The 23870-nt window shown below is 38.3% G+C and carries 28 protein-coding genes; 22 read left to right on the forward strand and 6 right to left on the reverse strand.

The features are described from left to right. The first annotated feature begins 74 nt into the window (after positions 1–74). Genes AOB46_RS17310 through paaZ form a run of 5 tightly spaced genes read left to right on the forward strand, consistent with a single transcriptional unit; the run spans position 75 to position 5005 of the window. Positions 75–668 (forward strand): transferase hexapeptide repeat family protein, encoded by a 594-nt coding sequence (locus AOB46_RS17310; RefSeq protein ID WP_062701686.1) that lies wholly within the window; start codon positions 75–77, stop codon positions 666–668. Between the two features lie 31 nt (positions 669–699). Further along, the gene (locus AOB46_RS17315) at positions 700–1527 is read left to right on the forward strand and encodes an alpha/beta hydrolase (RefSeq protein WP_062701689.1); all 828 of its coding nucleotides are present in this window, start codon (positions 700–702) and stop codon (positions 1525–1527) included. A gap of 11 nt (positions 1528–1538) precedes the next feature. Beyond that, positions 1539–2225, forward strand: a complete 687-nt coding sequence (locus AOB46_RS17320) for a DUF6624 domain-containing protein (RefSeq protein WP_131724409.1) — start codon at positions 1539–1541, stop codon at positions 2223–2225. Continuing rightward, the gene (locus tag AOB46_RS17325) at positions 2222–2497 is read left to right on the forward strand and encodes a hypothetical protein (RefSeq protein ID WP_062701693.1); all 276 of its coding nucleotides are present in this window, start codon (positions 2222–2224) and stop codon (positions 2495–2497) included. Before AOB46_RS17320 ends, AOB46_RS17325 begins: the two co-directional genes overlap by 4 nt. Before the next feature lie 12 nt (positions 2498–2509). Then, a complete protein-coding gene (gene paaZ, locus AOB46_RS17330; RefSeq protein ID WP_062701694.1) occupies positions 2510–5005 on the forward strand; it encodes a phenylacetic acid degradation bifunctional protein PaaZ in 2496 nt (831 codons plus the stop codon). Between the two features lie 222 nt (positions 5006–5227). Here the strand turns inward: paaZ and AOB46_RS17335 are convergent, their stop codons facing one another. Continuing rightward, positions 5228–5941, reverse strand: a complete 714-nt coding sequence (locus AOB46_RS17335; RefSeq protein ID WP_062701696.1) for a CPBP family intramembrane glutamic endopeptidase — start codon at positions 5939–5941, stop codon at positions 5228–5230. Between the two features lie 256 nt (positions 5942–6197). On the opposite strand from AOB46_RS17335, the gene AOB46_RS17340 reads away from it, so the two are divergent. Beyond that, complete coding sequence (locus AOB46_RS17340; protein ID WP_062701698.1) at positions 6198–6884, forward strand: SMUG2 DNA glycosylase family protein; 687 nt, start codon at positions 6198–6200, stop codon at positions 6882–6884. A 37-nt stretch (positions 6885–6921) separates the two neighbouring features. Beyond that, positions 6922–9606, forward strand: a complete 2685-nt coding sequence (locus AOB46_RS17345; RefSeq protein ID WP_062701699.1) for a DEAD/DEAH box helicase family protein — start codon at positions 6922–6924, stop codon at positions 9604–9606. A 91-nt stretch (positions 9607–9697) separates the two neighbouring features. Here AOB46_RS17345 and AOB46_RS17350 read toward each other — a convergent pair whose 3' ends face one another. Both AOB46_RS17350 and AOB46_RS17355 read right to left on the reverse strand, forming a co-directional pair. Then, positions 9698–10519 (reverse strand): T9SS type A sorting domain-containing protein, encoded by an 822-nt coding sequence (locus AOB46_RS17350; RefSeq protein WP_062701701.1) that lies wholly within the window; start codon positions 10517–10519, stop codon positions 9698–9700. 28 nt (positions 10520–10547) lie between these two features. Continuing rightward, on the reverse strand, positions 10548–11096 hold the full coding sequence (locus tag AOB46_RS17355) for a phage tail protein (RefSeq protein ID WP_062701703.1): 549 nt from the start codon (positions 11094–11096) through the stop codon (positions 10548–10550). 294 nt (positions 11097–11390) lie between these two features. On the opposite strand from AOB46_RS17355, the gene AOB46_RS17360 reads away from it, so the two are divergent. The 12 genes from AOB46_RS17360 (at position 11391) to AOB46_RS17415 (ending at position 18795) form a co-directional block, all read left to right on the forward strand. Continuing rightward, the gene (locus AOB46_RS17360) at positions 11391–12155 is read left to right on the forward strand and encodes an enoyl-CoA hydratase/isomerase family protein (protein WP_062701705.1); all 765 of its coding nucleotides are present in this window, start codon (positions 11391–11393) and stop codon (positions 12153–12155) included. Between the two features lie 152 nt (positions 12156–12307). After that, the gene (locus tag AOB46_RS17365; RefSeq protein ID WP_062701708.1) at positions 12308–12925 is read left to right on the forward strand and encodes a hypothetical protein; all 618 of its coding nucleotides are present in this window, start codon (positions 12308–12310) and stop codon (positions 12923–12925) included. A 16-nt stretch (positions 12926–12941) separates the two neighbouring features. Further along, the gene (locus AOB46_RS17370) at positions 12942–13469 is read left to right on the forward strand and encodes a hypothetical protein (RefSeq protein ID WP_062701710.1); all 528 of its coding nucleotides are present in this window, start codon (positions 12942–12944) and stop codon (positions 13467–13469) included. Next, positions 13466–13756: a winged helix-turn-helix domain-containing protein gene (locus tag AOB46_RS17375; RefSeq protein ID WP_062701712.1), complete on the forward strand. Its 291-nt coding sequence runs from the start codon at positions 13466–13468 to the stop codon at positions 13754–13756. Before AOB46_RS17370 ends, AOB46_RS17375 begins: the two co-directional genes overlap by 4 nt. Before the next feature lie 61 nt (positions 13757–13817). Then, entirely contained in the window at positions 13818–14108 is a 291-nt protein-coding gene (locus AOB46_RS17380) for a hypothetical protein (RefSeq protein ID WP_062701713.1), read from the forward strand. Between the two features lie 43 nt (positions 14109–14151). Then, complete coding sequence (locus AOB46_RS17385) at positions 14152–14991, forward strand: metallophosphoesterase (RefSeq protein ID WP_062701714.1); 840 nt, start codon at positions 14152–14154, stop codon at positions 14989–14991. A gap of 86 nt (positions 14992–15077) precedes the next feature. Then, on the forward strand, positions 15078–15374 hold the full coding sequence (locus tag AOB46_RS17390; RefSeq protein ID WP_062701715.1) for a hypothetical protein: 297 nt from the start codon (positions 15078–15080) through the stop codon (positions 15372–15374). 11 nt (positions 15375–15385) lie between these two features. After that, positions 15386–15871: a Coq4 family protein gene (locus AOB46_RS17395; protein WP_062701716.1), complete on the forward strand. Its 486-nt coding sequence runs from the start codon at positions 15386–15388 to the stop codon at positions 15869–15871. A gap of 16 nt (positions 15872–15887) precedes the next feature. Then, positions 15888–16178, forward strand: a complete 291-nt coding sequence (locus AOB46_RS17400; protein ID WP_062701717.1) for a hypothetical protein — start codon at positions 15888–15890, stop codon at positions 16176–16178. Between the two features lie 11 nt (positions 16179–16189). Next, positions 16190–17560: a DUF4173 domain-containing protein gene (locus AOB46_RS17405; protein ID WP_062701719.1), complete on the forward strand. Its 1371-nt coding sequence runs from the start codon at positions 16190–16192 to the stop codon at positions 17558–17560. 133 nt (positions 17561–17693) lie between these two features. Further along, positions 17694–18230: a hypothetical protein gene (locus AOB46_RS17410; RefSeq protein ID WP_062701721.1), complete on the forward strand. Its 537-nt coding sequence runs from the start codon at positions 17694–17696 to the stop codon at positions 18228–18230. 52 nt (positions 18231–18282) lie between these two features. After that, entirely contained in the window at positions 18283–18795 is a 513-nt protein-coding gene (locus AOB46_RS17415) for a hypothetical protein (RefSeq protein ID WP_062701722.1), read from the forward strand. Between the two features lie 59 nt (positions 18796–18854). Here the strand turns inward: AOB46_RS17415 and AOB46_RS17420 are convergent, their stop codons facing one another. Both AOB46_RS17420 and dtd read right to left on the reverse strand, forming a co-directional pair. Then, entirely contained in the window at positions 18855–20507 is a 1653-nt protein-coding gene (locus AOB46_RS17420) for a S8/S53 family peptidase (protein ID WP_062701724.1), read from the reverse strand. Positions 20508–20853: 346 nt separating this feature from the next. Next, a complete protein-coding gene (gene dtd / locus AOB46_RS17425; RefSeq protein ID WP_062701726.1) occupies positions 20854–21303 on the reverse strand; it encodes a D-aminoacyl-tRNA deacylase in 450 nt (149 codons plus the stop codon). A 154-nt stretch (positions 21304–21457) separates the two neighbouring features. Between dtd and AOB46_RS17430 the strand changes: the two genes are divergently transcribed. Next, positions 21458–22294, forward strand: a complete 837-nt coding sequence (locus tag AOB46_RS17430; RefSeq protein WP_082377211.1) for a GLPGLI family protein — start codon at positions 21458–21460, stop codon at positions 22292–22294. A 42-nt stretch (positions 22295–22336) separates the two neighbouring features. Here AOB46_RS17430 and AOB46_RS17435 read toward each other — a convergent pair whose 3' ends face one another. Next, on the reverse strand, positions 22337–22792 hold the full coding sequence (locus AOB46_RS17435) for a hypothetical protein (RefSeq protein ID WP_062701730.1): 456 nt from the start codon (positions 22790–22792) through the stop codon (positions 22337–22339). A gap of 109 nt (positions 22793–22901) precedes the next feature. Between AOB46_RS17435 and greA the strand changes: the two genes are divergently transcribed. Next, positions 22902–23372 (forward strand): transcription elongation factor GreA, encoded by a 471-nt coding sequence (greA, locus tag AOB46_RS17440; RefSeq protein ID WP_062701731.1) that lies wholly within the window; start codon positions 22902–22904, stop codon positions 23370–23372. 66 nt (positions 23373–23438) lie between these two features. Further along, positions 23439–23828 carry an HIT family protein gene (locus AOB46_RS17445; RefSeq protein ID WP_062701733.1) on the forward strand — a complete coding sequence of 130 codons (390 nt, stop codon included), beginning with the start codon at positions 23439–23441 and terminating at the stop codon, positions 23826–23828. Positions 23829–23870: the final 42 nt, after the last annotated feature.

Consider the following 23870-nt stretch of genomic DNA (forward strand, 5'->3'; position numbering starts at 1 on the left):
TCAATACGGCAGTATATTATTGTTACATTGGTAAACTGATACATCGCTAAATTAAATTTTTAATAAAAAATTTTATGAACATCTACTCATACCACGGAATACGTCCCGTTATAAAACCGTCAGCCTATATTCATCCGCAGGCAGTAATCATCGGAAACGTAGAGATTGGTGAAGAAGTCTATATAGGGCCTAATGCAGTGATCCGGGGAGACTGGGGTAAAATTATCATTAAAGACGGTGCCAATGTTCAGGAAAACTGTACCCTTCATGTTTTCCCGAATATAGAAACCATCCTTGAAGAATCCGCTCATATCGGTCACGGAGCCATTATTCATTCCGGGCATATCGGAAAAAACTGCCTGGTGGGAATGAATTCAGTAGTGATGGATAAAGCAGTTATCGGAGACGAATGCATTATCGGTGCTCTGGCTTTTGTCCCAGCTAATTTTAAATGTGAACGGAGGAAACTCATTGTAGGAAGCCCTGCAAAGATCATCCGTGATGTTTCTGATGAAATGATCCGCTGGAAAACAGAAGGAACAAAACTCTATCAGGAATTGGCAAGAGAAGGCAAAGAAGCCATTCTTCCGTGTGAACCGTTTACAGAATATGTGCAGCAGACCCCAACAAAAATTGTGGATTACAGCATTTGGGATGATGTGAAATAATATAAAAGAATTATTTAAAAAGAATACCTGTATGATCAAAAAAATTCTAATCCTTTGCTGTATCATATTCAGTTTTAATTGTATTGTTTTAGCACAGACTGTAACAGTAAAACCACTTACAATTGGAGAAGTTAGAACATTAAAATCTAGAGTCTTACATGAAGACAGAACTTTAAATATCTATCTTCCTCAGAATTTTGATAAAGCAAGATCATATCCGGTGATCTATCTTTTAGACGGATCAATGAATGAAGATTTTATTCATGTTTCAGGATTGATTCAGTTTTTTAATCTGATGTATGCTATGCCTGAAACTATTGTTGTAGGGATTGCAAACATAGACAGAAAGAAAGACTTTACTTTTCATACAGATTTAAAAGATTTGCAGAAAGACTATCCTACAACAGGACATTCAGACCAGTTCATCAGTTTTCTGGAAAAAGAACTGAAGCCTTATATCGAAAGCCAGTATAAAACAACAGACAAATATCTGTTCGGACAATCATTAGGAGGGCTTCTAGCAAGTGAGATCCTAATAAAAAAACCGGAAATGTTTGATAATTACTTTATCATCAGTCCAAGTTTATGGTGGGATGATCAGAGTCTTCTGAAGCTGGCCCCTCAGATGCTTTCAAAATCAGGAGATAAAAAGAAATTCGTATATGTTTCAGTTGGAAAAGATGAACACCCTGTGATGGTAAAAGATGCAGGATCTCTGTATGATCTTCTGAAAAAAGCAGGAAAGAAAAACTGGACTGTTGAGTATCAATTAATGGAAACAGATAATCATGCTACAATTTTACATAGAAGTCTGTACGAAGGATTAGTAAAAATGTTCCTGTATAAAGAACCTAAATAACAATCATAGCCATGAAATACCTACTCATTGCAGTTTTCTTTTCGGTGATCATGAGCGGCCAGAAGACTGAAGTAAAAACACTCAATACAGAACTTAAAAAAGAGCTGGCACAAATCTACAAAGATGATCAGATCTATCGTGAGCTAATGTCTCCAATCACAGCTGAAAGACGCCAGGAAATTATGGCGGAGAAAAATCTCACCCAGGCAGATATGGGGGCAGAGCTGCCTAAACGTATGGATGCTCAGGACCGTGAAAATCTAATCAAAGTAGAAAAAATTATTAAAAAATATGGGTATCCTGGTAAATCTTTAGTGGGGGAGCCTGAAAACAAAGCCGTCTGGTATGTGATACAGCACTCTCCGGAAATTGAAAAGTATTTACCCATGATTAAAAAAGCGGCTGAAGAAAAGGAATTACCGTTCAGACTGTATGCAATGATGCTGGACAGAAAGCTCATGCAGGAAAATAAAGAACAGATCTATGGAACCCAGGCACGGTCATATACCGTAACCAAGGACGGAAAGCCGGAGTTCATGTGGATGATATGGCCCGTAAAAAATCCTGAAAATGTAAACAAGCTCAGACAGGAAGCCGGAATTGGAGGAACAGTAGAAGAATATGCAAAAGACCTTACAGGAAAAGAGTATAAAAAATATACATTGAAAGAAGCCCTGGAACTTACGAAAGGACAATGAGAAATCTTCTGAAAAAATATGGGTTCCTGATATTGATTGCAGTGATTGCAGTCAATTTTTTAGGGTTTTACCTGACCAAAGAATCAATAGGTATTTCGGATGCTTTGGAACATGTAGATTCAGAAAAGATCATTAAAAAGCTGGAACAGAAAAGCTTTTTTTATACCCTGTTAATAGATGCTGTCCTGATTCTGGACTTTTCGCTGGTCCTTTTTATTCCTTATCTGGTCATTATGAATAGGATTAAAAATAAAAACAGAAAAATAAAATAAGTAAAAATTCATATGGAAAAACTGAAAAACTATATCTACGGAGAATGGATAGAAGGTACCGGAAACGGAGTTCCTTTATACAATGCTGTTACCGGTGAGCAGGTTGCTGTTTCCGATACCGAAGGGCTTAATTTTGAACAGGCTCTTGATTATGGTAGAACAGTAGGATATAAAAACCTTTCTTCAATGACTTTCTATGACAGAGGGGAAATGCTGAAAAAGGTAGCCCTTTATCTGTTGGAAAGAAAGAAAAAATATTATGATCTCTCTTATAAAACAGGAGCTACTCATGTAGATTCATGGGTAGACATCGAGGGGGGCTTCGGAACTTTCTTCACCTATTCAGGATTGGCAAAAAGAATGCTTCCGAACACTCCGTTCTGGGTAGATGGAGACACTCAGAAGATCTCTGCCAACGGAACTTTTCTGGGAACCCATATTCTTACACCAAGTGAAGGAGTATCCGTTCAGATCAACGCTTACAACTTTCCGGTTTGGGGAATGCTGGAAAAACTGTCTACTTCATTATTGGCAGGAGTTCCGTCTATCGTTAAGCCTTCACCCTTTGGTTCCTATCTTACCAATGCCGTATTCCAGGACATGATTGAAAGCGGAATCCTTCCTGAAGGAGCAATCCAGCTGGTATGCGGGGAACCGGGAAATATTCTTGATTATGTTCAGGACGGAGATTCCGTCTTATTTACAGGCTCGGCATCTACAGGTAGAAAATTAAAATCCCTGCCGTCAATTGCCGGAAATGCGGTACGTTTCAATATGGAAGCAGATTCTCTGAACTGTTCCATCCTTGGATTGGATGCAAAGCCGGGAACTCCTGAATTTGACCTGTTCATCAAGGAAGTACGAAATGAAATGACCACAAAAGCAGGACAGAAATGTACAGCAATCAGGAGAATTATTGTTCCTGAACACCTGATCGGGGATGTTCAGCATGCTTTATCTAAAGCTTTAGACCAAACCAAAATTGGTAGCCCGCTAAACAGAGAAACCAGAATGGGGTCATTAGTCGGAAAACAGCAGTACGATGAAGTGCTGAGAAAAGTAAACCTACTGAAAGCAGAAACAGAGCTGGTATATGACGGACAGCACCAACTGGTAGATGCTGATTATGAAAAAGGAGCATTCATGAGCCCGAAATTGTTCCTGAATGACAGGCCGTTTGAAAAGAACATCTCTCATGATGTAGAAGCCTTCGGACCTGTTTCTACCTTGATGCCTTACAAAGATGCCGAAGAAGCAGCCGCGCTGGCAAAAAGAGGAAAAGGAAGCTTAGTTGGTTCTATTATATCTCACGATGAAAATTTCATTGCAGAAACTTCATGGAAAATGGCTTCCCAGCACGGAAGAATTTTTGTGCTGAACAGAGACAGCGCCAAAGAAAGTACAGGCCACGGTTCCCCGCTTCCGACATTGATGCACGGAGGTCCCGGAAGAGCAGGAGGAGGTGAGGAAATGGGAGGATTGAACGGTCTTCATTTCTTCTTACAGAAAACAGCAATTCAGGGATCACCGGATGTGTTGAAAGCCATTACCAGAATCTATCAGCAGGGTGCAGAGAAAAAATTCTCAGACAAGCATCCGTTCCAGAAATACTTTGAAGAAGTTGAAGTGGGAGACTCTTTAGAAACAGCAGGAAGAACCGTTACAGATGCAGATATCGTAAACTTCTCCAATGTTTCCTGGGATCACTTCTATGCCCATACAGATGCAACAAGCTTATCAGGAACTATTTTCGATAAAACCGTTGCTCATGGATACTTTATCCTTTCCGCAGCAGCAGGTCTGTTTGTTTCCGGTAAAAAAGGTCCGGTTATTGCCAATTACGGACTTGAAGACTGTAGTTTCTTCAAACCGGTATATGCAGGTGATACCATTACCGTATACCTTACAGCTAAAGAAAAGATTAACAGAGGTGTAAAAGGAAGAAATATTCCTTCAGGAGTTGTTAAATGGCTGGTTGAGGTAGTTAACCAAAGAGACGAGGTCGTTTGCGTGGCAACCATTCTTACATTGGTAGCGAAACAATCTCCGTTCATCGATCTGAATGTGAAAAATATTCAGAAAATTCTGAACGGATTAACGGAAAATACTCCCGCACAATGGGGCAAAATGTCTCCGCAGCAGATGATTGAACACCTGGAACAAGGAGTTTTGGTAAGCCTGGGAGAACCTGAAGCCGAAAAATGTTTCACTCCGGAAGAACATCTTGAAAAATGGCAGGATTCATTATACACCCACAGAAAAATGCCAAAAGACTTTACCGCTCCATTCCTTCCGCAGGATGGCAGCCTTCCTGAGCCAATTCATAAGAACCTGGAGAAAGCCAAAGAATCTTTCATCGAAACCATGAAGAGATATACAGTCTATTACAGAGAAAATCAGCAGGCAGAACATATGAATTTTGTTTTTGGAAAACTGAATAAGGAAATGTGGGAACTGATGCATAAAAAACATTTTACCCATCATTTTGAACAGTTTGGATTGATTTAATTCCAATAAAATATGTAATAAAAACAGCAGTTCGTTTCTGGCGGACTGCTGTTCTTATATTCCGGCTAAACCGAAATCAGCAGTTTCAAAAATGAAAATTCTGCGTCGGAAAAACATACCATCAGTACATTATCTTTTTAATCAATAGATACTCAAAAGAATGTGATTCAGATAAAGAGTTGAGTGTTTACAAAAAATCAAAATTAGAAATTTAAACAGGCTCTAAGTTTGTTCTTTCACCCTTTCATGATCCGCTTCATCTTTCGATTTTAAATACTTCAGATACCAGAAGGCCAGAAGAGGCAGACCAAAAATCTGAAACAGAAAAATAATCAGCGATAAAATCCCCTCAGGCTTATTTTCATTGGCTCTTATCAGGATCTGATTTCCCAGCGGTCCATTGGAGAACACAAGGATATTGAAAAGATTCCATCCCAGATGAAGGCCTACAGGAAGATAAAGTGACTTTGTCACGGCAAATGCATAAGCAAGCATATACCCGAAAACAGAGGTCATTACAAAAATAATGACCATTTGAAAAGGATTTCCGAAAGCATTGTATGAAAACCAGTGATAGATTCCAAAACAGGCCGCTGACAATAAGCAGGCTTTCTTTACTCCTAATTTCTCGATGGCAACATACAGTAAAGCACCCCTGAAAATAAGCTCTTCAAACAATACTGACTTTAAAACCCACCATAATCCCGGTAGCAGAATCAGGAATGATATCTGTTGATTCAGCTTCCAGTTGTTATTTGCTGAAATTTTAGAGGTAACATGATAAATAATACAGCAGACTGCCGCAAGAAATATTCCGGTAAACAGTTGTGTAAGCCTGCTCCGGGAAGGCTTAAATCCCAAAACACTAAGATTTTGCTTCACAATAAACCAAAGCAAAAGCCAGGAAATAACTAATTCAGCAATAAGACCAATCATAGGTTATTTGTTTTACTATCAGCGTATTGAACTCTGATTAAAGCGAAATTAATAAAAAATAAGGTCTGAAAATTATTTTTATAAAATTATATGCACTATTAGCATAGTAGAATCCGGTAAACATTGGCATTCGCTCAAATAAATTGTATTTTTAGAATTCAAATCTAAACAGGATAAAATAAGGAAAGATAGCTGGATCCGTTCCCAAAACCGCTTGCAAACATTGGGAGCTGTTCCGTCTTTTTGAAATAAATTTATGAATGAAACTTTTGCAGATAAGGTTATTGAATTTAACGAAAATCTAAAGTTTTCCGGGAAGCTTCCTGAAGATTTTCAGGTGTTGAATCCGTATCTGGATAATCCGGAAACCATGATGGTGATGAAAGAATTCTACCACAAATATTATAACGATTCAGCACAAAGAAAACTGATGATCGGCATCAATCCGAGCCGCCACGGAGCAGGAGTTACAGGAGTTCCGTTTACAGATACCAAGCGTCTGGAATCTGTCTGCGGTATACCCATGAAATCAGCGCATACCCATGAAGTTTCTTCTGTTTTCATGTATGATATGATGGTTGATTATGGCGGTCCGCAAGAATTTTACAGGGATATTTATATCAATTCGCCATTTCCGCTGGCGATTGTCCGAAAAACAAAAAACGGCTGGCTGAATGCCAATTATTATGATGATAAAAACCTGTTTGAAGCAGTAAAAGATTTTATGATCAATTCATTACAAAAACATTTCAGCCTCGGCCTGGATGCTTCAGAAGTGTTTATCCTTGGAAAAAAGAATGCAGAATTTATTTCAAAGCTTAATAAGGAAACCAGGCTGTTCGGAAAAATGACCGTTTTGGAGCATCCCCGCTATATTCAGCAGTATAAATCCAAAGAAAAACAATTGTATATTGACAAATATATTATGGCATTGAAAAAATGAATTGCCGTTTTATGATTTGGGCTAAAATTAATATAGTATGACTATTTTTCCTGAAGAAGCAAAATTTAAATACAGCTGGCGTACTTACCAGAAGAATTTTCTGGATAATATGGAAGAATATCTTCACAACAGACATCTTCACGTAACTGCACCGCCCGGCTCAGGGAAAACAGTTCTGGGACTGGAAGTTATGCTGAGGCTTAATAAACCCGCCCTCATCGTTGCTCCCACTTTAGCTGTAAAAAATCAATGGATACAGAGATTCTGTGAACTTTTTCTGGATACAGAAGTTGTTCCGGATTGGATATCCGGGGATATTAAAAATCCGGGACTTATTACCATAACCACGTATCAGGGAATTCATGCCGCATCCGGTTATGTGGATGAAGAAGAAGATACCTGTAAAAAATCGTCGAGAGTCTCATTAGCCGATATTATCAGAAAGCTGAAAAAACAAAAAGTGGAAACCTTTATTTTCGATGAAGCCCATCATCTGAAAAACGCGTGGTGGAGGAGTTTAATGGAGCTGAAAGCTAAGATTGAACCTGTCATAGTATCCCTTACTGCAACACCTCCTTTTGATGTTTCAGGTACCGAATGGCAAAAATATATTCAGCTAAACGGTCCTATAGATGCGGAAATCTCTGTTCCTGAACTGATGATAGAAGGCGATCTTTGTCCACATCAGGATCTGGTGTATTTTACATTACCATCTTATGAGGAGCAGCAGGAGATAGAAGATTATCATGCCCGGGCAGATGCTTTTTTTAAAGAGATCAGTACTGATGATATTCTTTTAAATGCTTTGGAGCAACACCCTGTTTATCAGAAACCGTTAGAACACCTGGATTGGATTTATGAAAATATATCATCATACACCTCAGGGCTCGTATATTTGCATTTCAGACAGAGGGAAATCCCTGAAATTCATTTTGATATCATAGGAGATCATCAGAAATACGTCCCGGAATTTGATTTTTTCTGGCTCGAAGAACTCCTTGATTTTTATCTGATTGTAGATGAGTTTCATTTTAAAAAAGAAGAAGAACACCGTACCAAGCTTGGAAACAGGCTTAAACACCAGGGATTTTTTGAGAAAAAGACCATAAGCTTTTTTACTAATCAACATTTAAGCAAAATCCTGAACTCCAGTATTGGAAAACTTCAGGGCATCAAAGATATAGCCGATTTTGAATTCTCAATTCTGAAAGAAGATCTGAGAATGGTTATCCTTACCGATTTTATAAAAAAGGAATACCTGACCAGCGGACAGGAAAATAATCTTCCGTTGGACAAAATAGGAGCAGTACCCATTTTTGAAAAACTGAGAAGGGAAAATGCTCAGAATAAAAAAATAGGAGTTCTTACAGGAAGCCTGGTCATCATTCCGGTTTCAGCAAAAGATCAGCTCAATGCCCTTTGCCTTAAAAAAGGGATATCCGGGATATCTCTTTCACAGCTTACGTATGATTCGGATTATATTCAGATTAGCCTTAGCGAGCACATCAGACATGATCTTGTATACATTGTAACCGAGGTTTTTCAGGCAGGTGGTATACAAATACTTATTGGAACCAAATCTCTGCTGGGAGAAGGCTGGGATGCCCCTAAAATGAATACGTTGATTCTGGCCAGCTTTGTAAGCTCTTTCGTTCTTTCCAATCAGATGAGAGGACGGGTAATAAGAGTTGATAAAGATAATCCCGGTAAAAGCGGAAATATATGGCATCTGATATGCTTTGATCCTAACAGCGAAGATGGCGGACAGGACCTGAATATGATGAAGAAAAGATTTAAAACCTTTGTAGGAATTTCGAATAAAGAAGAAGCTACTATTGAAAATAATTTTGAAAGACTTCATCTGGGATCTGTTGAAAAGCCGGAAAGCATTTCAATAATTAACAGAGAAATATTTTCAAGGGCCGGAAACAGAAAAGGACAGTCGTCACGCTGGAAGGCTGCTTTAGATAAAGGAAATATCCTGATTGAGGAAATCAGGGTGCCTTCAACGGATATGGCTGAAATGCATAATATGAAAATGAATTATGTCAAAATTATGCTAAGTGATCTTTCAGGAGTTCTTATTTCATCTGTTTTGCTTTTTGGAAAAGATCTTTTCCTGGGAATACTTGAAAATGCAGATTCAATAGATTCCAGGAAGGGTTTGTTCCTGATTATCTCTATATTAGGAGCTGGAGGAATGATACGATACGGCAGGAAGTTTTATCGTGCATTAAAACAGTACCTGAAATATAAAAATATAGGTAAGCAGATAGGGCTTATTGGTGAGGTTGTTCTGAAATGTCTGGTACATGAAAGAATTATTACCACAGAGCCTGGAAAAATGAAAGTAATAAGTTCAGACAATAAAGGTAAAGAGGTATTCTGTTATCTGGAAGGAGGAAGTTATTATGAAAGATCACTATTCATTCGGGTGCTTCAGGAAGTAATTTCAAAAGTGGATAATCCAAGGTATCTGCTGAAGCAGAAAACTAAATTTTTCTTTACAAAAAAAGAAATATACTATCCCGTACCAGAGATTTTGGCCAAAAACAAGAAAAGTGCAGACTTCTTTGCCAGAACATGGAGTGAAAAAATTGAAAAATCCGAACTGCTTTTCACCAGAACGATTGAAGGCCGCCGCATCCTGTTACAACTAAGATTCCAGGCTCTCCTGAAAACAGATGCAAGAATAGAACATCTTCATAAATGGACACGGTAAATATAAAAATCCCCCGAACACCTCAGGGGATCTGACGATCATTTATGCATTAGAATCTTTATTGCACAAAGGCTTATGAAAAAATTGGGTTTTATTTTTTGATGACCTTTGAAGACCCGGACGGAGTTTTAATGATATATGTTCCGCCAGGAAATTCAGAAAGATCAATGTTTTGAGTACCTTTCTTAATGTCCATACTCTTCATCAGCTTTCCTTCCATACTGTAAATTTCAGCTTTTACATCCTTTTCCGTTTCAACGGAAACAGGCCCGTCAGTCGGGTTGGGAAAAATACTGATCCCTTTTTGCGCAGCTTTGGTTTCATGGGCTGCCAATACAATATTGCTGTCTTTTACCCAGGTGAATGCATCAAAGCCTGCATATCTGAACCCTCCATTCATAGTAATCTGAAGCTGATCAATAACAATATTTGAATAATTCTGACCGTTCAGATTAGTCATATCAATCAGAGTGTAGCCGTTAGTTGTTCCCAGACTGGTAGCAAATCCGGTGCTTTTAGTCTGTGTAAACTTAGTAACTCCACTTAGTTTTCCTGTAACAGTGATGCTTCCCGTTACATTAAGGTCCAGGTTCAAAGCTGATAAATACATCCAGAATCTGTTGACCTTAAACAGGTTTGAAGTGGTTTTGATACTGAATGACGGCGGAAAAGACGTATCATTAGAATTATCAATATATCTGTTGTCATTACTTGTTCCACTCCAACCTGTACCAGGATAATTTGCCTGTACATCAAAAACTCCCACATGGGATATGATATTGAAGATAACACCATTATCAGTGAAACTTGAACTTCCATGAGTTTCAGTCTCGAAATACTCAGAGCTGGTCTGCCCGAAAGAAAATATCGCTGTGAGCAGAGAGCAGATAGTTAAGAAAATAGTTCTTTTCATGATTTAGGTTTTAAAGGTGATTTAGATTTTAACTTCGTGGAGGGTAGATCCCTTCTACACAAATAATATAATTCAGTCCTAAATAAGGCGGCATATTATTAACCGGAAGATTTTGCCCCGTAAAAGTTATAGATTTTGGATTGATGGTTGTATCCGGATCTGCTTGTACAAAGCTTGGTACAGCGTTAAAGTCTCTGCCTACCTGTGTTCCTGTCATAGCAATAGATGCTGTTGGAGAAGGAGGGGATACGGTAGCATTTTTATTAGCTGCCTTCAGTTGAAATCCAGATCCAATACTTGGAAGATTAGAAGCTAGCAGCGTATTCTGAGTAGTTCCGGACTGAATTCCCAAAGGATAATTTTCACTAGAGTTAACGCTTCCGGCACCTATGGCCATACGTCCTTTCAGATTGGGCAGAGCGAAAGTATCAATTCCGTTTCCTCCATAAGTGGTTCCCAGAATTGAAAATAAAGCGCTGTTTTGCGAAATTCTTAATAAGCTCCCGTCACAGAACATCCAGCCTCTCGGTGCAAAATTTCCGGCAAATAATTTTACGATTCCAATGTACTCATCCATAATAAAAAGTTTTCAGTGATTAAATTTCCTACTCGTATAGGGCTTTTCGGATTCCGCCTCTGTTGATCAATTGTTTTGATAGGTCAAAGGAACGATTTCCTTTAAAACAGCACTAGCGTAGAAAACACCAAATTGCAGACTACGTATTTATACGTAGCTGGTGTAATGAAGAGTATTTCAGGAATGTTGCGTCTGATGTTCGGAAACTGCAATGGAAACAATAATTTGTAAAGTAATATTTTCTCTGAAAGACCAGTATTTAGTATTTTTGTAAGAATCCAATTTAAAATAAAAATGAACGAATTTGTAGCATCAGAAATTAAAAATAATATCGCCGAAATTACTTTCGGAACTCCCAAAAGCAACTCGCTTCCTGGGGCTATTCTGGAAAAACTTGCCCAGACTATTCTGGATGAAGGAGCTAAAGATGAGGTAAAAGCCATTTTAGTGAAAAGTGAAGGAGAAAAGGCTTTCTGTGCAGGGGCCAGCTTTGATGAGCTTCTGGCTATTGAGGAACTGGAAGCTTCCACAAAATTTTTCGGAGGATTTGCTAAAGTGCTTAATGCAATGAGAAACTGTGGAAAAATAGTGGTCGTTAGAGTTCAGGGAAAAACAACCGGCGGAGGAGTAGGAATTGCATGTGGGGCAGATTATTGTTTTGCTACGAAAGACTCAGCATTGGCATTAACAGAAATCAATCTCGGAATAGGGCCTTTTGTAATTGGTCCGTATGTAGAAAGAAAAATCGGAAAGTCGCAGTTCTCTGCAATGGCTATTGATGCAGATTTCAGATCTGCTGCATGGGCAGAACAGCATAATGTTTATCACTCCGTTTCAGACAATATTGCAGAAATGGATGAAAAGCTTGAAAAATTCTTGCAGACTTTAGCTTCCAGAAGCAGTGATGCTTTAGCGCTGATCAAAAAAGTATCATGGGAAGGAACAGATCATTTTAATGAGCTGATGCCGGCAAGAATCCATATGAGTGCAAGCCTTATCCTTGAAGATTCTGCAAAGAAAAATATCGAAGCCATCAAAGAAAGACTGAGAGCCAAGTAAAAAGCAGCTATCCTAAAAAAATACAGCCGTTGATTCAGTCAACGGCTTTTTATTTTCCCATTGGCTGCGAAGCAGATTCACTTTTACTTTTTTTGAAAAAATATTTTGCAGGATAAAAATAAATTATAACTTTGTAATTCAAAGTTCTTTTTATGGATTCGAAAAATTATCACGAAGACTTGTCCCATATCCGTTCCATGATGGAGCGGTCTTCCCGGTTTATTTCACTGAGCGGTTTGTCCGGTGTATTTGCAGGACTTGCGGCCTTAATTGGAGCAGGGTATGTATATTTTGTCCTTCAACGGGAAGGAATTGATTATTTTGAGGGAGAAAGGAATTTTTTCAGCCCTGAACTGGTAAAAGAACTGATGATAACCGGGTTTGCAATTCTGGTGGTTGCTGTGGCCAGCGGATATATTTTTACAGCTCATAAAAGTAAAAAGAAAGGACTGAAAATCTGGGATGCAACAACAAAACGCCTGCTGGTTACCTTTGCAGTTCCTTTAGTATCAGGAGGTATTTTTTGCCTGGCACTGATCTTCCACCATCTTTATGTTTTTATTGCACCCGCTACACTCATCTTTTATGGATTGGCTTTAGTAAGTGCAGAACGATATACCCTGACAGACATAAAATATTTAGGGTATTTTGAGATTGTTTTAGGACTGATTTCCCTGTTCTTTTTAGGCTGGGGATTAATTTTCTGGGCATTTGGATTCGGAGTGCTGCATATTGTGTATGGATTAATCATGCATAAAAAATATAAATAAGACTGTTTTCTGCTGAATGAAAAAGCGTATCATTTTTCTTATCCTTATTTTTGCAGGAATTTTCTTTGGAAGAGGCTTTTTATACAGAACTTTTTTTAGTTATGAAACCATCAGAGAGAGGCAAATTTATCCATTTGAAAATGAGAATTTTAAAAATGATAAGCCTGACAGAGACATAGAAGAAATTATTGAAGGCGGGTTAAAACATACTTCATCCCTACTGACGTTTAGTTTCGGCCCCTGTGAAAATGATCCCAATCTGCTTTTGAGAGCAAAAAAAGCCAATTGTATAGGATATTCTGCACTTTTAGCAGCATTGATACAGGCTGAGCTCAGGAAGGATAAATTGGATAAAGAATGGGAGGTGAGCCATGAAGTAGGAGAGATTTATTTTTTGAATAAAAATATCAATCAGTATTTCACTTCAAAATTTTTTAAAGATCATGATTTTGTGGTCGTGAAGAATAAAGAAACAAAAGAAAGAATAGCCATTGACGCAGCGCTTTATGACTATTTCAGAATAAATAAGATAACGTTAAAATGATAAAGATAAATCAGCTCAATAAAGAATTCGAAAGCCGTGTAAGACTGGGCATCATGTCTGTTCTTATGGTGAACGACTGGGTTGATTTCTCTGAAATGAAAGCCTTGCTGGAAATCACAGACGGAAATATGGCAAGCCACAGCAATGCTCTGGAAAAAGCAGGATATATAGAAGTGAAGAAAGAATTTGTAGGAAAAAAGCCTAAAACTTCTTACCGGGTTACCCAAAGCGGAAGACAGGCCTTTACAGAACACCTCAATGCTCTGGAAAAATTATTAGGAAGGTAATTCCTATATTTTTTTGAAAATTGACTTTGTATTTCAAAGTACTTTATAAAAATTGAATAATATGATGACACAAAAACAAAAAACACTTACGATTTACGCCCTTCCATTGGCTTTATTGTGTATTCCGCTATTCGGAAATATGATTTCTGATGAGGTCAACTGGTCCCCTTCAGATTTTATGATTGCCGGACTATTGCTTTTTGCTGCTGCTCTCCTGATTAATCTTGTAAGAAACAATATTAAAAGACAGGGCCGGAAAATCATGATCTGTGCTTTCATCCTGCTGGTTCTCATTATAGTTTGGGCAGAATTGGCAGTAGGGATTTTCGGAAGTCCGTTTGCCGGAAACTAGCTCCGGATTCTCTTTTCGGAAACTAAAAATACTATAGGACTCAATGACAAGGAAAAAATTCATAAAAAGACTGATGCAGTTATCCATAATAGGAGCATTCCCTGCGTTGTATTCTTGGCAGGTGGAGCCTTTCTGGGTGGAATTTGTCCAAAGAAAGCTTCCGGTTAAAAATTTACCGGAGGCTCTGAACGGAAAGACGCTGATGCAAATTTCTGATCTCCATGTTGGAACCCGTTTCGATTGGAATTTTCTGATTAGGTCTTTTCAGGAAGCACAAAAGTTCAATCCTGATTTTGTAGTCTACACCGGGGATTTTGTGAACCACGGAAATGCAGAAGAACAGGGATCCCTGAAAAAAGTAATGAAACATGCTGTCCACGGAAACCTGGCTACTTTCGGAATACTGGGAAACCATGATTATGGAGAAGACTGGAAAGATATACACTGTTCAGAAAATATCAGCAGGATTCTTGAAAACTCGGGTATTACCATGCTGAAAAACAGAAGTGAAGAAAGCTACGGACTGAACTTTATTGGTTTTGAAGACCTGTGGTCTCCCAATTTTGGATTTTCTGAAGTTATGAAGAATTACAATCCTTCGGAAGCCTCCATTGTGCTCTGCCATAATCCTGACGCTTGCGATATGGATATCTGGAACGGCTATCAGGGATGGATTTTGAGTGGACATACCCATGGCGGACAATGCAGGATTCCGGGAGTAATTACACCAGTTCTTCCCGTGAAAAATAAAAAATATAACGCAGGAGAAATTGATCTTCTGGATGGAAGAATGCTCTATATCAACCGCGCAATCGGTCATTCTTTTCAGGTCCGGTTTATGGTCCGTCCGGAAATAACGGTTTTTACTTTAACCAGGGCTTAAGATGATAAAAGATAAATACATTGTCAATATAGGGAAATCCGTCTTCAGAATTCATTTAACGCTTCAATACAACTTAAAATAAAACAATGAAAGATCGTGAAATTATTAACATAGGAGGAGGGCTGTTTGCATTGTGCTTCCTGTTGGGAAATATCTGTCTCTTCGGATTTATGTTTACCCGAGATGACCGTTTCATGGCCGGTGGTTATATGCTGCTTGTATTCGGATCCATACTGAACATGATTGTGATAAGCGGGCTGCTGCTGTATGGGCTTATTATCTGCCAGGCAAAGCTCAGTGCCTGCATTAAAGCTATAGGAATACTTCTCATCAACATCCCTCTTGCCATTGTATATGCTTTAATAGGACTTAGTATCATTTAAAATAATTAATTATGAAAAAAATACGTGTTGCTTTTTTACTTTTCGTCTATGACAAAACCCAGAAACTCTACAGAAAATATTTTAAAAAGAAAAAAAGACAGTGGCAGTTCAATGAAAAGCAGCTGCTGGAGTTCAAAGAAGATTCTTTAGGAAGAAAATTAGGAGAGTTCTATAAAAAATATGGATTCTCTATGATCCCCAAAATGGAAAACCACGATGTACACCATCTGATCACAGGCTGTGGGACCAATTTTGAAGATGAAATTGCCATGCAGTACCTGCTTCTCGGAAACGGAAAACTTAATGCCCACCTTCTTGCTGCAGTGGTATTGGGAACCCTGATCCTTCCGGAATATCTGAAAATCTATATCAGTGCCTACAAAAAAGGCCAGCGAATGAGACCGTTTCATAGCTGGGATTTTGAAAGCCTGCTGTGGCAGAATTTTGATAACCTGAAAGATTATATTCAGCAGAAAGAAACAGTTGTACTTTATTAATTAAATCAATAATACCATGAAAACTATCAGATACAGCCCGTTGGGCAGAAATGTTTTCCTTGCATCATTTTTAACAGGAACATTTATTTTTATCAGTTTCCTGGTAACCCGCTCAGACTTTCTGGTCACATTGGGTTTTTACCACGTCGTTACCGCAGCAGTCGTCAACCTGATCGTGCTGTTGTATGAACTTATACAGTTTCTGACCAGTGTTTCAGATCATAAGGCTTCAGGAAATTCCATACTCCTGATGCTTCTTAATATTCCGGTTACAGCCCTGTATCTCTTGATTGTCTTTAACATTTAAATTTTTTAATTATGAAAACACATCACTATATATTTCTTACAGCCACCCTGTTTGTCGTTCTGTTTTATGATCAGGATATAGGACTGAATCTCGGGATCCTGGGAATTATCTATGCCATATTGACTTTGCTTAAGACGCCGGAACAAAACAGGACCAGGATATTCCTGATACTTTTTGTGACAAGTTTGTTGTCATCCATTGCTTTTATGCGGTATAGAGATTTTCCTTCATTGCTGGCGGTTGTAAGTTCATTTATCATGCTTTCTTTCCGGTCCCGGAACAGGAAGCTGAAAATGCTGTTCCTTATTCCGGTCTTTGTGATCAACTGTATTACCTTTTTCTTCAGGTTTTTCAGCTTTGATGCATGGCTGCCAAAGAAAAGCTTCTCCGGAGCCTGGCAGAAAACTGTGGCTTTCGTTCTTATTCCTTTGGTATTTTTATCAGTTTTTTTCGCTGTTTATTCAGTAGGAAGTGATCACTTTGCCGCAGTATTCAGGGATTATGAACTGGATCTGAATGTGTGGCAGGTCATCTGCCTGTCGGCCATCGGTTTTTTCATTGCCTTCAATTACTGGAACTATACGGTAGAAAGACCAATCTATAAAATGAATCATCTGCTGGATAATGACTTCGGTGAGAACAGGAAACCCCAGAAATCAACGTATTCTTTTCTGGATCTTGATGCTGAAAGAATCAGTGGGGTAGTTTCTTTCTTTTCACTGAATATTTTGCTGGTCTTTTTTATCATCACTTATAATTATGAACAGTTTTATGAAGCTGTAAAAACCCCTTCCCGGCTTTCAGAAGAAACCCATGAGAGAGTGAATGCAGTGATTGTATCTATTATAATGGCGATTCTCGTGATCATGTTCTACTTTAAATCAGGCTTTAATTTTGACCCCAAAGCCCGGCTGATGAAAATCTTAGCCCGAATCTGGATATTTCTGAATGTAGTTCTGGTATTGTCTGCTGCCGTAAAAAACTATGAATATATTGTGAATTATGGATTTACCTATAAGAGACTTGGTGTTTTTGCCTTTCTTATCCTTTCTCTGGCAGGGCTGGCGATGACTTTTATTAAAATTCAGAAACAAAAAAGGAATACATTCCTGTTCAATACAATGGTCTGGTATTTTTATGGAACCATTCTGGTCTGCAGCTACATCAACTGGGGAGGTTGGATTACCTTACAGAATATGAAACGTAAAGACTTTGCAGTGGATTATCATTTCAGGTCCATTAATTTCAGTGAAAGACCTTTGCTGAAATATGCAGATGAAAAAAGGAACCCTGAGCTCAGAAAGAAAATAGAGGATAAAATTAAAGTTGAAAAATCAAAACCGTTCCTTTCAAAAATTATCTATTATCAGACCCTGAAATAAAAATAAAAGATTACCAGAAAAGCACTTGGAATAATTTTAGCTCTGAAAAGATCATAAGCCGGAGTGGTGAATCATTGAAAATCTTTTTCCGGTTTAAACTACAGTTGACACATCATTCTAAAAATAAAGTACTATGAAAAAGAGCCTGTTATTCATTCCAATCATCATCCTTTCCTGTAAAAAAGAATCAAAAGAGGTTACGGTGCAGGATAAAGATTCCACAGTGGTTGCAGAAATGCCGGATTCTGTAGTAAAATCAGATTCTGCGGTGCTTAAAAAAGATTCTGTCAGTAATCCTGCTTCTGCGGCAGCAGAAGGAGGGAGGAAAGGGATAATGAGAGAAGAAAAGAACGGACAGATCATAAGAACAGCTGAAGCATCACAGCTTCCTTTCGCATTGGGAGAAGAGTTTACAAAAGACGGGCAGGAGCTTGTCCTAAAACTTAAGCATTATGAAAAATCAGATCTGAAAGCTACAATCACAACCAACGAAAAAGACTTTAATATCCGTTTCAATCAGATCAGGTTGCCTAGCGGAGACTATGACGGACCTTTCGGAAGAGACATCACGTATAAAATCCCGGAAAAAGGTGAAGTATGGCTTATTATCGGGAAAAGTAATATGGCTTCAGGAAATACAAAAGGCAGTTTTATGATCAATGTCGAATAGTTATAATCAATTTGGTATAATTTCTGCAAACTGAACTCTAAAGTTTAAAATTATGAAAAATATATTTTTAATGACAGCCGCTGTTTCAGTGCTAGCAGTAAGCTGTGGAACAGTACAGTCGCTGGTTCAGAATACATTCCCTTATACAGCCAATGTCCTGGTTTCTACGGGAGTGCCTGCCGATAAAGAAGTTTCTTCAACCTCTACTGCCACCAATGTGCAGACATGGTTCGGGGGAAATAATAACGCTAAAATTAAAGATGTAAGAATTTCTGATGCGAAGATCTCTGTGGTTTCTCCGTCAGGCGGAAATCTGAGTGCTTTTAAAACCGTCAAAGTATATATTTCATCAGCCGGTACAGGAGAAAGGCTGGTAGCCTCACGTTCCAATATATCAACCAATTCTTCCAGCCTGAATCTTGACCTTAATGATACCGGGTTTCTGGATGAGGTAGTAAAAAGCTCCGGCCTTACCGTAAGAACGGTTTATGAACTGAAAAACCAGACCAGCTCAGATATGAACGTCAAAGTTGCGCTTAACTTCAGTAGTATTCCTGCGACATAGTTTACTATACAATGATTAAAAAACACCTTTCAGCAGCTCTGAAAGGTGTTTTTGTTGGCTTATAGTTTGGTAAATTTCTCAACAACTCTTCTTTGCCCTTCATTAATATTGATCATATATTGTCCCGGAGGAAATGAAGATACATCAATTCTGTCATCTGCAAAAACTGAATTTTTCAGAACAGATCGTCCCTGCATATTGATAATTTCTATATCAAGCTTTTTATTTTCACTACTTTTTAACGCAATATAGCTGCCTGCCGGATTAGGATAGATTTTGATTTCTAACGGAAGTGGATTTTTTGCAGGCGCTGCAAAGCTGCCCTCTAATTGTAGTATGGCATTTTTTACATTGGGAAGCGGTCCTATTTTCTTATTGGTATCTGTTCCTCCCTGAGGAATTCCTGTAGAAATCAAAAGATTTTTCATGGCTGCCGGACTTAAATACTGACCCGTATTCTGCCGGTAGAAAGACTGGATGAGTACTGCTGCTGAGGCTACAATAGGAGTGGCAGAACTTGTTCCGCTGAAATAATTGTAAGTCCTGTTGTTATCATTATCATATTTCTGGTAAGAGCCATATCCTGCCGCCAGAACACTGCTTCCCCAACCCTGAACATCCACCCTGCTTCCGTAGGTACTGAAGCTTAGCTTAGAATGCGTGGTATTGGGAGATCCGGCTCCTACAATAATGGCTCCGCTGTTTCCTCTTGCCCGGTAAGCAGTATAAAAAGGATCATCCAAATCCTGATTTCCGTTTCCTGCTGCTGCAATAATGATAATTCCCGCATCTGTAGCCGCTTTGGTCAAGTCCCAGATTACGCTGTCATATTCTGCCGGGCAGTAACCGTCTTTCCCGCCGGTCTGCATTTCATATAGAATAATGTCCCCGGCCTGGGAAGCATTGATAGACCTGCTTACTGCCGAAGCCCTGTTATAACCAACAGTGGTCCATTCTAAATAACCTTTTATTTCAGAAACACCATATGCTGCCCCGGAAAGGCCTACATTGTCCTTTGCTGAACCCATAATACTTACCACAGCGGTTCCATGATCCATATAATTGTTGGCCGATAATCCGGAGTTAGGCGTGTAACCTGATTCCAGCTGTATAAAGTTCTGGGCAGACAGCATTTCGTGGGTTTTATGAAAACCATATTCTACGTCACGAACACGGATGTTCTGTCCGGTAATCCCTCTGGACCAGGCATACTTTGCATTAATTCCGGGATTATCATTGAGGTAGGTCTGCAGATTTTCCAGGTTAGGCGTTACGGTATACATTTTCACCAGCGGAGGCTCAACCGGAGTGCTGCTCATCACAGATACATATTCTATCTCAGGGAATTTTTCGAGCGCCTGAACCAGTTTTTTTATGCCTTCTTCATTTTGTATGGGAAGATCAGCTTTGAATATCCGTTTCAGTTTTTCTACAGATTCACCCGAATGACCGTTGGCTTTGCTGTCTCTGGTCATTTCTTCAAGCTTCTGATCACTGAAGCCGAGATCATACGTAAATGATATCTGGTTGGCCTGGGTAAATTTTTCCAGTTCGGGATTTTTACGGAATGCTATTTTTTCAGAATTGATACCTTTTGAAAAGCAGACGTAAATGTTTTCTTTCAGAGGCTCAGCTTTATTTATGGCATGTTGGCCATAGGAAGGGAAAAAGCATAAAATAAGTAACGTGAAAAGTGAAATTTTTGTTCTCATAATATTGTATTAAATGGTTGTGGATCATATCTGATTGATGGTGTTTTTCTAATGTAAAATGAGATAAAATAAATGCACACAGTTTTACTCTGTAAATAAAGATCGTATCAAAAATAAGAATAAAAACAGATTCAAATCACTTTTTTGTGAATTTTTTTAATTCATAATTTATGAAATGTTGATTAAGACGGTATGAAATGAAAAACGTCTTTCTGTAATTCCGAAAGACGGTATTGTTATGAGAAGGTAAATAAATCTTGTAGCAGTATCGTTTGAAACTTTAGAAGACCTCGCGGGAAAATGAATTTGTACTCCTATGGATGATGAGTTTCATTGATTTCCTGGGCTAATTTTTCGTTATTGAATCCATTACGATAGTTACAGGGCCGTCATTAATTAAGGAAACCTTCATGTCTGCCCCAAAGATTCCGCTTTCAGTTTTCAATCCGGATTTAGCTATTTCTTCTTTAAAATAATCAAAGAGAGGAACGGCTTTATCAGGTTTTGCTGCCTTTATGAATGAAGGACGGTTCCCCTTCTTATAATCAGCAATTAATGTAAACTGGCTGATACAAAGAATTTCTCCCGAAATATCTTTCACCGAAAGATTCAGTTTCCCCTCTTCATCACCAAAAATCCGGAGATTCAGTACTTTCTGAACCAGCCAGTCCGCATCTGCCTTTTCATCATTTTCATCTATTCCTGTCAGCAGCATTAAGCCTTTACCGATATTACCTACTGTTTTTCCGTCTACTTTTACACTGGCTTCGGATACTCTTTGTATGACAATCTTCATTTTATTGGTCTTTACTTTTAAGCTTCCAATATAGGAAAACTTAAAGAAAAGCAGTAGAAATTCAGGGGAATTTTGTTAAATGGTAAGCTATAATTTTATATATTGACGGGCTTTTCATATTCAGCACTCTGAAAAGCTTTAAATCCTGATAATAATGCAAAAGATAACCGTGATACTTTTAACACTGATGAGCTGTTTGTTATATTCTCAAAATGACCGGTTCATTTATGATGTGACTTTCAAAAAAGATTCGTCTTCCAACGAAATTACAAGAGAAAATTATCATTTAGACATTACAAAGGAAGAAATAACCTACTATAACAGAATTTATTATATCAATGATTCCGTATTTGCCGCAACGGGAAAAGAAGGTTTTAAAGGGTATCGCTTAACTTCCTTTTTAACCAGGAATAAAGGCAATGATTTTTATGAAAATTATGAATACATAGGGGATGTAAATTTTTATAAGCTGGAAGCACCTGCTGATCTTGTATGGAAAATATCGGACAGTACAAAAATGATAAACGAATTAAAAGTGCAGAAGGCAGAAACCGGTTTTGGAGGGAGAAAGTGGGTTGCCTGGTTTACCCAGGAGATTCCTTTATCGTATGGTCCGTATAAATTTAGCGGTCTTCCCGGGCTGATTATTGAAATCCACGATACCCGTAAAGATTATATCTTCAAGCTGATTAAAAGTGAAAAAATTCCCGGAAACTATAAAAGCTACAGCCTGAAAGAAAGGAGAAGTAATGCTGTGAAAATCAATCAGAAAAAGCTGGATGACCTGAAATTAGAGCTGTATCAGAGCCCTTTTAAATATGTTCTTAATGGTAAACTGAGTATTCCTGAAGGAAAAAAGCTTCAGCTGGATGACGGCACCATCCTGACAAAAGAAGAATTAAAACCGGCAGAAAAAAATGAGCGGAAAAAACTCAGGTCTTTCAATAACCCGATAGAATTGGATAAGGCTATTCAATATCCCGGTGATTAATAAAAAAACCGCAATAAGATCAATTGCGGTTTGTATTTTAGGCTAATAATAAATATTCAGGGTTTTGGATGCCGGGTCGTAATTGTAAGGGTACGTTTTTGGAGGAAGCGAGGTTTGAGCTCCGTCCAGCGGTTGGCCTGTATTCAGAAGCCATTTTGTATTGTCTTTCGGGCACAGAATATTGATGTTGTTTTGTACTTCAAGAGTCGTGTTGGAATCAGGGCATATATGGGGAGCATTACGGTCGTAAACTTTAAATGCATCACCCACACGAACAACGATCAGCCCTCTGGTTCCGGACTGCTGCTCGTCCACATAAATCCAGCCTCCGCTGTACGTAAGATTATAATAAGCCGGAAGGTTGAGGTTCAGGGTAACATTAATAGGATTGTTGGGAAAGCAGCTTACAGTGTCTTCTCTGCTTCCGCATGAGTTTATAGTTAAATTACTGAAAATCAGAAATATGAAAATAGATAGTATTGAAAAAGTTTTTTTCATTTCAATTTAAATTTTTATATATTTGTAAAAATAAAACGATTATAATACGAAAACATTGTCCGGCAAATGTCGGATTATTTTTTTATACTAAAACTAAATTTTGAAAATTATGGCAAGCTATGTAACAAAGGAGGGGCTAGAGAAAATGAAAGCTGAGCTGGAACAGTTGGAAACTGTGGAAAGACCAAAAATTACCCAGCAGATCGCAGAAGCAAGAGACAAAGGAGATTTGTCTGAAAATGCAGAATACGATGCGGCCAAAGAGGCTCAGGGAATGCTTGAAATGAGAATTTCCAAGCTGAAAGATACTATCGCAACCTCTAAAATCATAGATGAAAGTCAACTAGATACTTCAAAGGTTTCTATACTTACAACAGTAAAGCTTAAAAATAATGCTACCAAGCAGGAGCAGATTTTTACACTGGTACCGGATAATGAAAGTGACCTTAAAGCAGGAAAGATTTCTGTGAATACCCCTATCGCAAAAGGACTGCTTGGAAAAGTAGTAGGCGAGACTGCGGATATTGTTCTGCCAAACGGAAACAAACTGTCTTTCGAAGTATTAGACATTTCTCTATAGTCTGATCATCTTCTTATCTGTATTTCTGATTATTAACTCTATTATTTAACTTCTAACTTCTAAAACATGAGCAGTATATTCACAAAAATCATCAACGGCGAAATTCCCTCCTATAAAATTGCAGAGGATGAGAACTTTATCGCATTCCTAGATGCAATGCCTTTGGTGAAAGGACATACACTGGTTGTTCCCAAAAAAGAAGTAGACCTGATCTTTGATCTGGAGAGTGAAGAATACAAAAACCTTTGGGGATTTGCACAGAACGTAGCGAAGAAGATAAAAAATGCTGTTCCCTGCGTGAGAGTAGGGGTGGCAGTAGTGGGACTTGAAGTTCCGCATGCACATATCCATCTCATCCCTTTGAATAAGATGGAAGATATGAATTTCAGAAATGAAAGATTAAAATTAACCGACGAAGAATACACAGAGATTAAAAACTCAATTATTAATTCTTAAAAAACATAAATCGTAAAAAAGTAATTTTTTACGATTTTCTTT

It is taken from the genome of Chryseobacterium indologenes (assembly GCF_001295265.1).
GTDB lineage: Bacteria > Bacteroidota > Bacteroidia > Flavobacteriales > Weeksellaceae > Chryseobacterium > Chryseobacterium indologenes_A.

Coding starts and splice junctions, on each gene's coding strand:
- AOB46_RS17310 (WP_062701686.1), top strand. CDS start 75: ATGAACATCTACTCATACCACGGAATACGTCCCGTTATAAAACCGTCA.
- AOB46_RS17315 (WP_062701689.1), top strand. CDS start 700: ATGATCAAAAAAATTCTAATCCTTTGCTGTATCATATTCAGTTTTAAT.
- AOB46_RS17320 (WP_131724409.1), top strand. CDS start 1,539: ATGAAATACCTACTCATTGCAGTTTTCTTTTCGGTGATCATGAGCGGC.
- AOB46_RS17325 (WP_062701693.1), top strand. CDS start 2,222: ATGAGAAATCTTCTGAAAAAATATGGGTTCCTGATATTGATTGCAGTG.
- paaZ (WP_062701694.1), top strand. CDS start 2,510: ATGGAAAAACTGAAAAACTATATCTACGGAGAATGGATAGAAGGTACC.
- AOB46_RS17335 (WP_062701696.1), bottom strand. CDS start 5,941: ATGATTGGTCTTATTGCTGAATTAGTTATTTCCTGGCTTTTGCTTTGG.
- AOB46_RS17340 (WP_062701698.1), top strand. CDS start 6,198: ATGAATGAAACTTTTGCAGATAAGGTTATTGAATTTAACGAAAATCTA.
- AOB46_RS17345 (WP_062701699.1), top strand. CDS start 6,922: ATGACTATTTTTCCTGAAGAAGCAAAATTTAAATACAGCTGGCGTACT.
- AOB46_RS17350 (WP_062701701.1), bottom strand. CDS start 10,519: ATGAAAAGAACTATTTTCTTAACTATCTGCTCTCTGCTCACAGCGATA.
- AOB46_RS17355 (WP_062701703.1), bottom strand. CDS start 11,096: ATGGATGAGTACATTGGAATCGTAAAATTATTTGCCGGAAATTTTGCA.
- AOB46_RS17360 (WP_062701705.1), top strand. CDS start 11,391: ATGAACGAATTTGTAGCATCAGAAATTAAAAATAATATCGCCGAAATT.
- AOB46_RS17365 (WP_062701708.1), top strand. CDS start 12,308: ATGGATTCGAAAAATTATCACGAAGACTTGTCCCATATCCGTTCCATG.
- AOB46_RS17370 (WP_062701710.1), top strand. CDS start 12,942: ATGAAAAAGCGTATCATTTTTCTTATCCTTATTTTTGCAGGAATTTTC.
- AOB46_RS17375 (WP_062701712.1), top strand. CDS start 13,466: ATGATAAAGATAAATCAGCTCAATAAAGAATTCGAAAGCCGTGTAAGA.
- AOB46_RS17380 (WP_062701713.1), top strand. CDS start 13,818: ATGATGACACAAAAACAAAAAACACTTACGATTTACGCCCTTCCATTG.
- AOB46_RS17385 (WP_062701714.1), top strand. CDS start 14,152: ATGACAAGGAAAAAATTCATAAAAAGACTGATGCAGTTATCCATAATA.
- AOB46_RS17390 (WP_062701715.1), top strand. CDS start 15,078: ATGAAAGATCGTGAAATTATTAACATAGGAGGAGGGCTGTTTGCATTG.
- AOB46_RS17395 (WP_062701716.1), top strand. CDS start 15,386: ATGAAAAAAATACGTGTTGCTTTTTTACTTTTCGTCTATGACAAAACC.
- AOB46_RS17400 (WP_062701717.1), top strand. CDS start 15,888: ATGAAAACTATCAGATACAGCCCGTTGGGCAGAAATGTTTTCCTTGCA.
- AOB46_RS17405 (WP_062701719.1), top strand. CDS start 16,190: ATGAAAACACATCACTATATATTTCTTACAGCCACCCTGTTTGTCGTT.
- AOB46_RS17410 (WP_062701721.1), top strand. CDS start 17,694: ATGAAAAAGAGCCTGTTATTCATTCCAATCATCATCCTTTCCTGTAAA.
- AOB46_RS17415 (WP_062701722.1), top strand. CDS start 18,283: ATGAAAAATATATTTTTAATGACAGCCGCTGTTTCAGTGCTAGCAGTA.
- AOB46_RS17420 (WP_062701724.1), bottom strand. CDS start 20,507: ATGAGAACAAAAATTTCACTTTTCACGTTACTTATTTTATGCTTTTTC.
- dtd (WP_062701726.1), bottom strand. CDS start 21,303: ATGAAGATTGTCATACAAAGAGTATCCGAAGCCAGTGTAAAAGTAGAC.
- AOB46_RS17430 (WP_082377211.1), top strand. CDS start 21,458: ATGCAAAAGATAACCGTGATACTTTTAACACTGATGAGCTGTTTGTTA.
- AOB46_RS17435 (WP_062701730.1), bottom strand. CDS start 22,792: ATGAAAAAAACTTTTTCAATACTATCTATTTTCATATTTCTGATTTTC.
- greA (WP_062701731.1), top strand. CDS start 22,902: ATGGCAAGCTATGTAACAAAGGAGGGGCTAGAGAAAATGAAAGCTGAG.
- AOB46_RS17445 (WP_062701733.1), top strand. CDS start 23,439: ATGAGCAGTATATTCACAAAAATCATCAACGGCGAAATTCCCTCCTAT.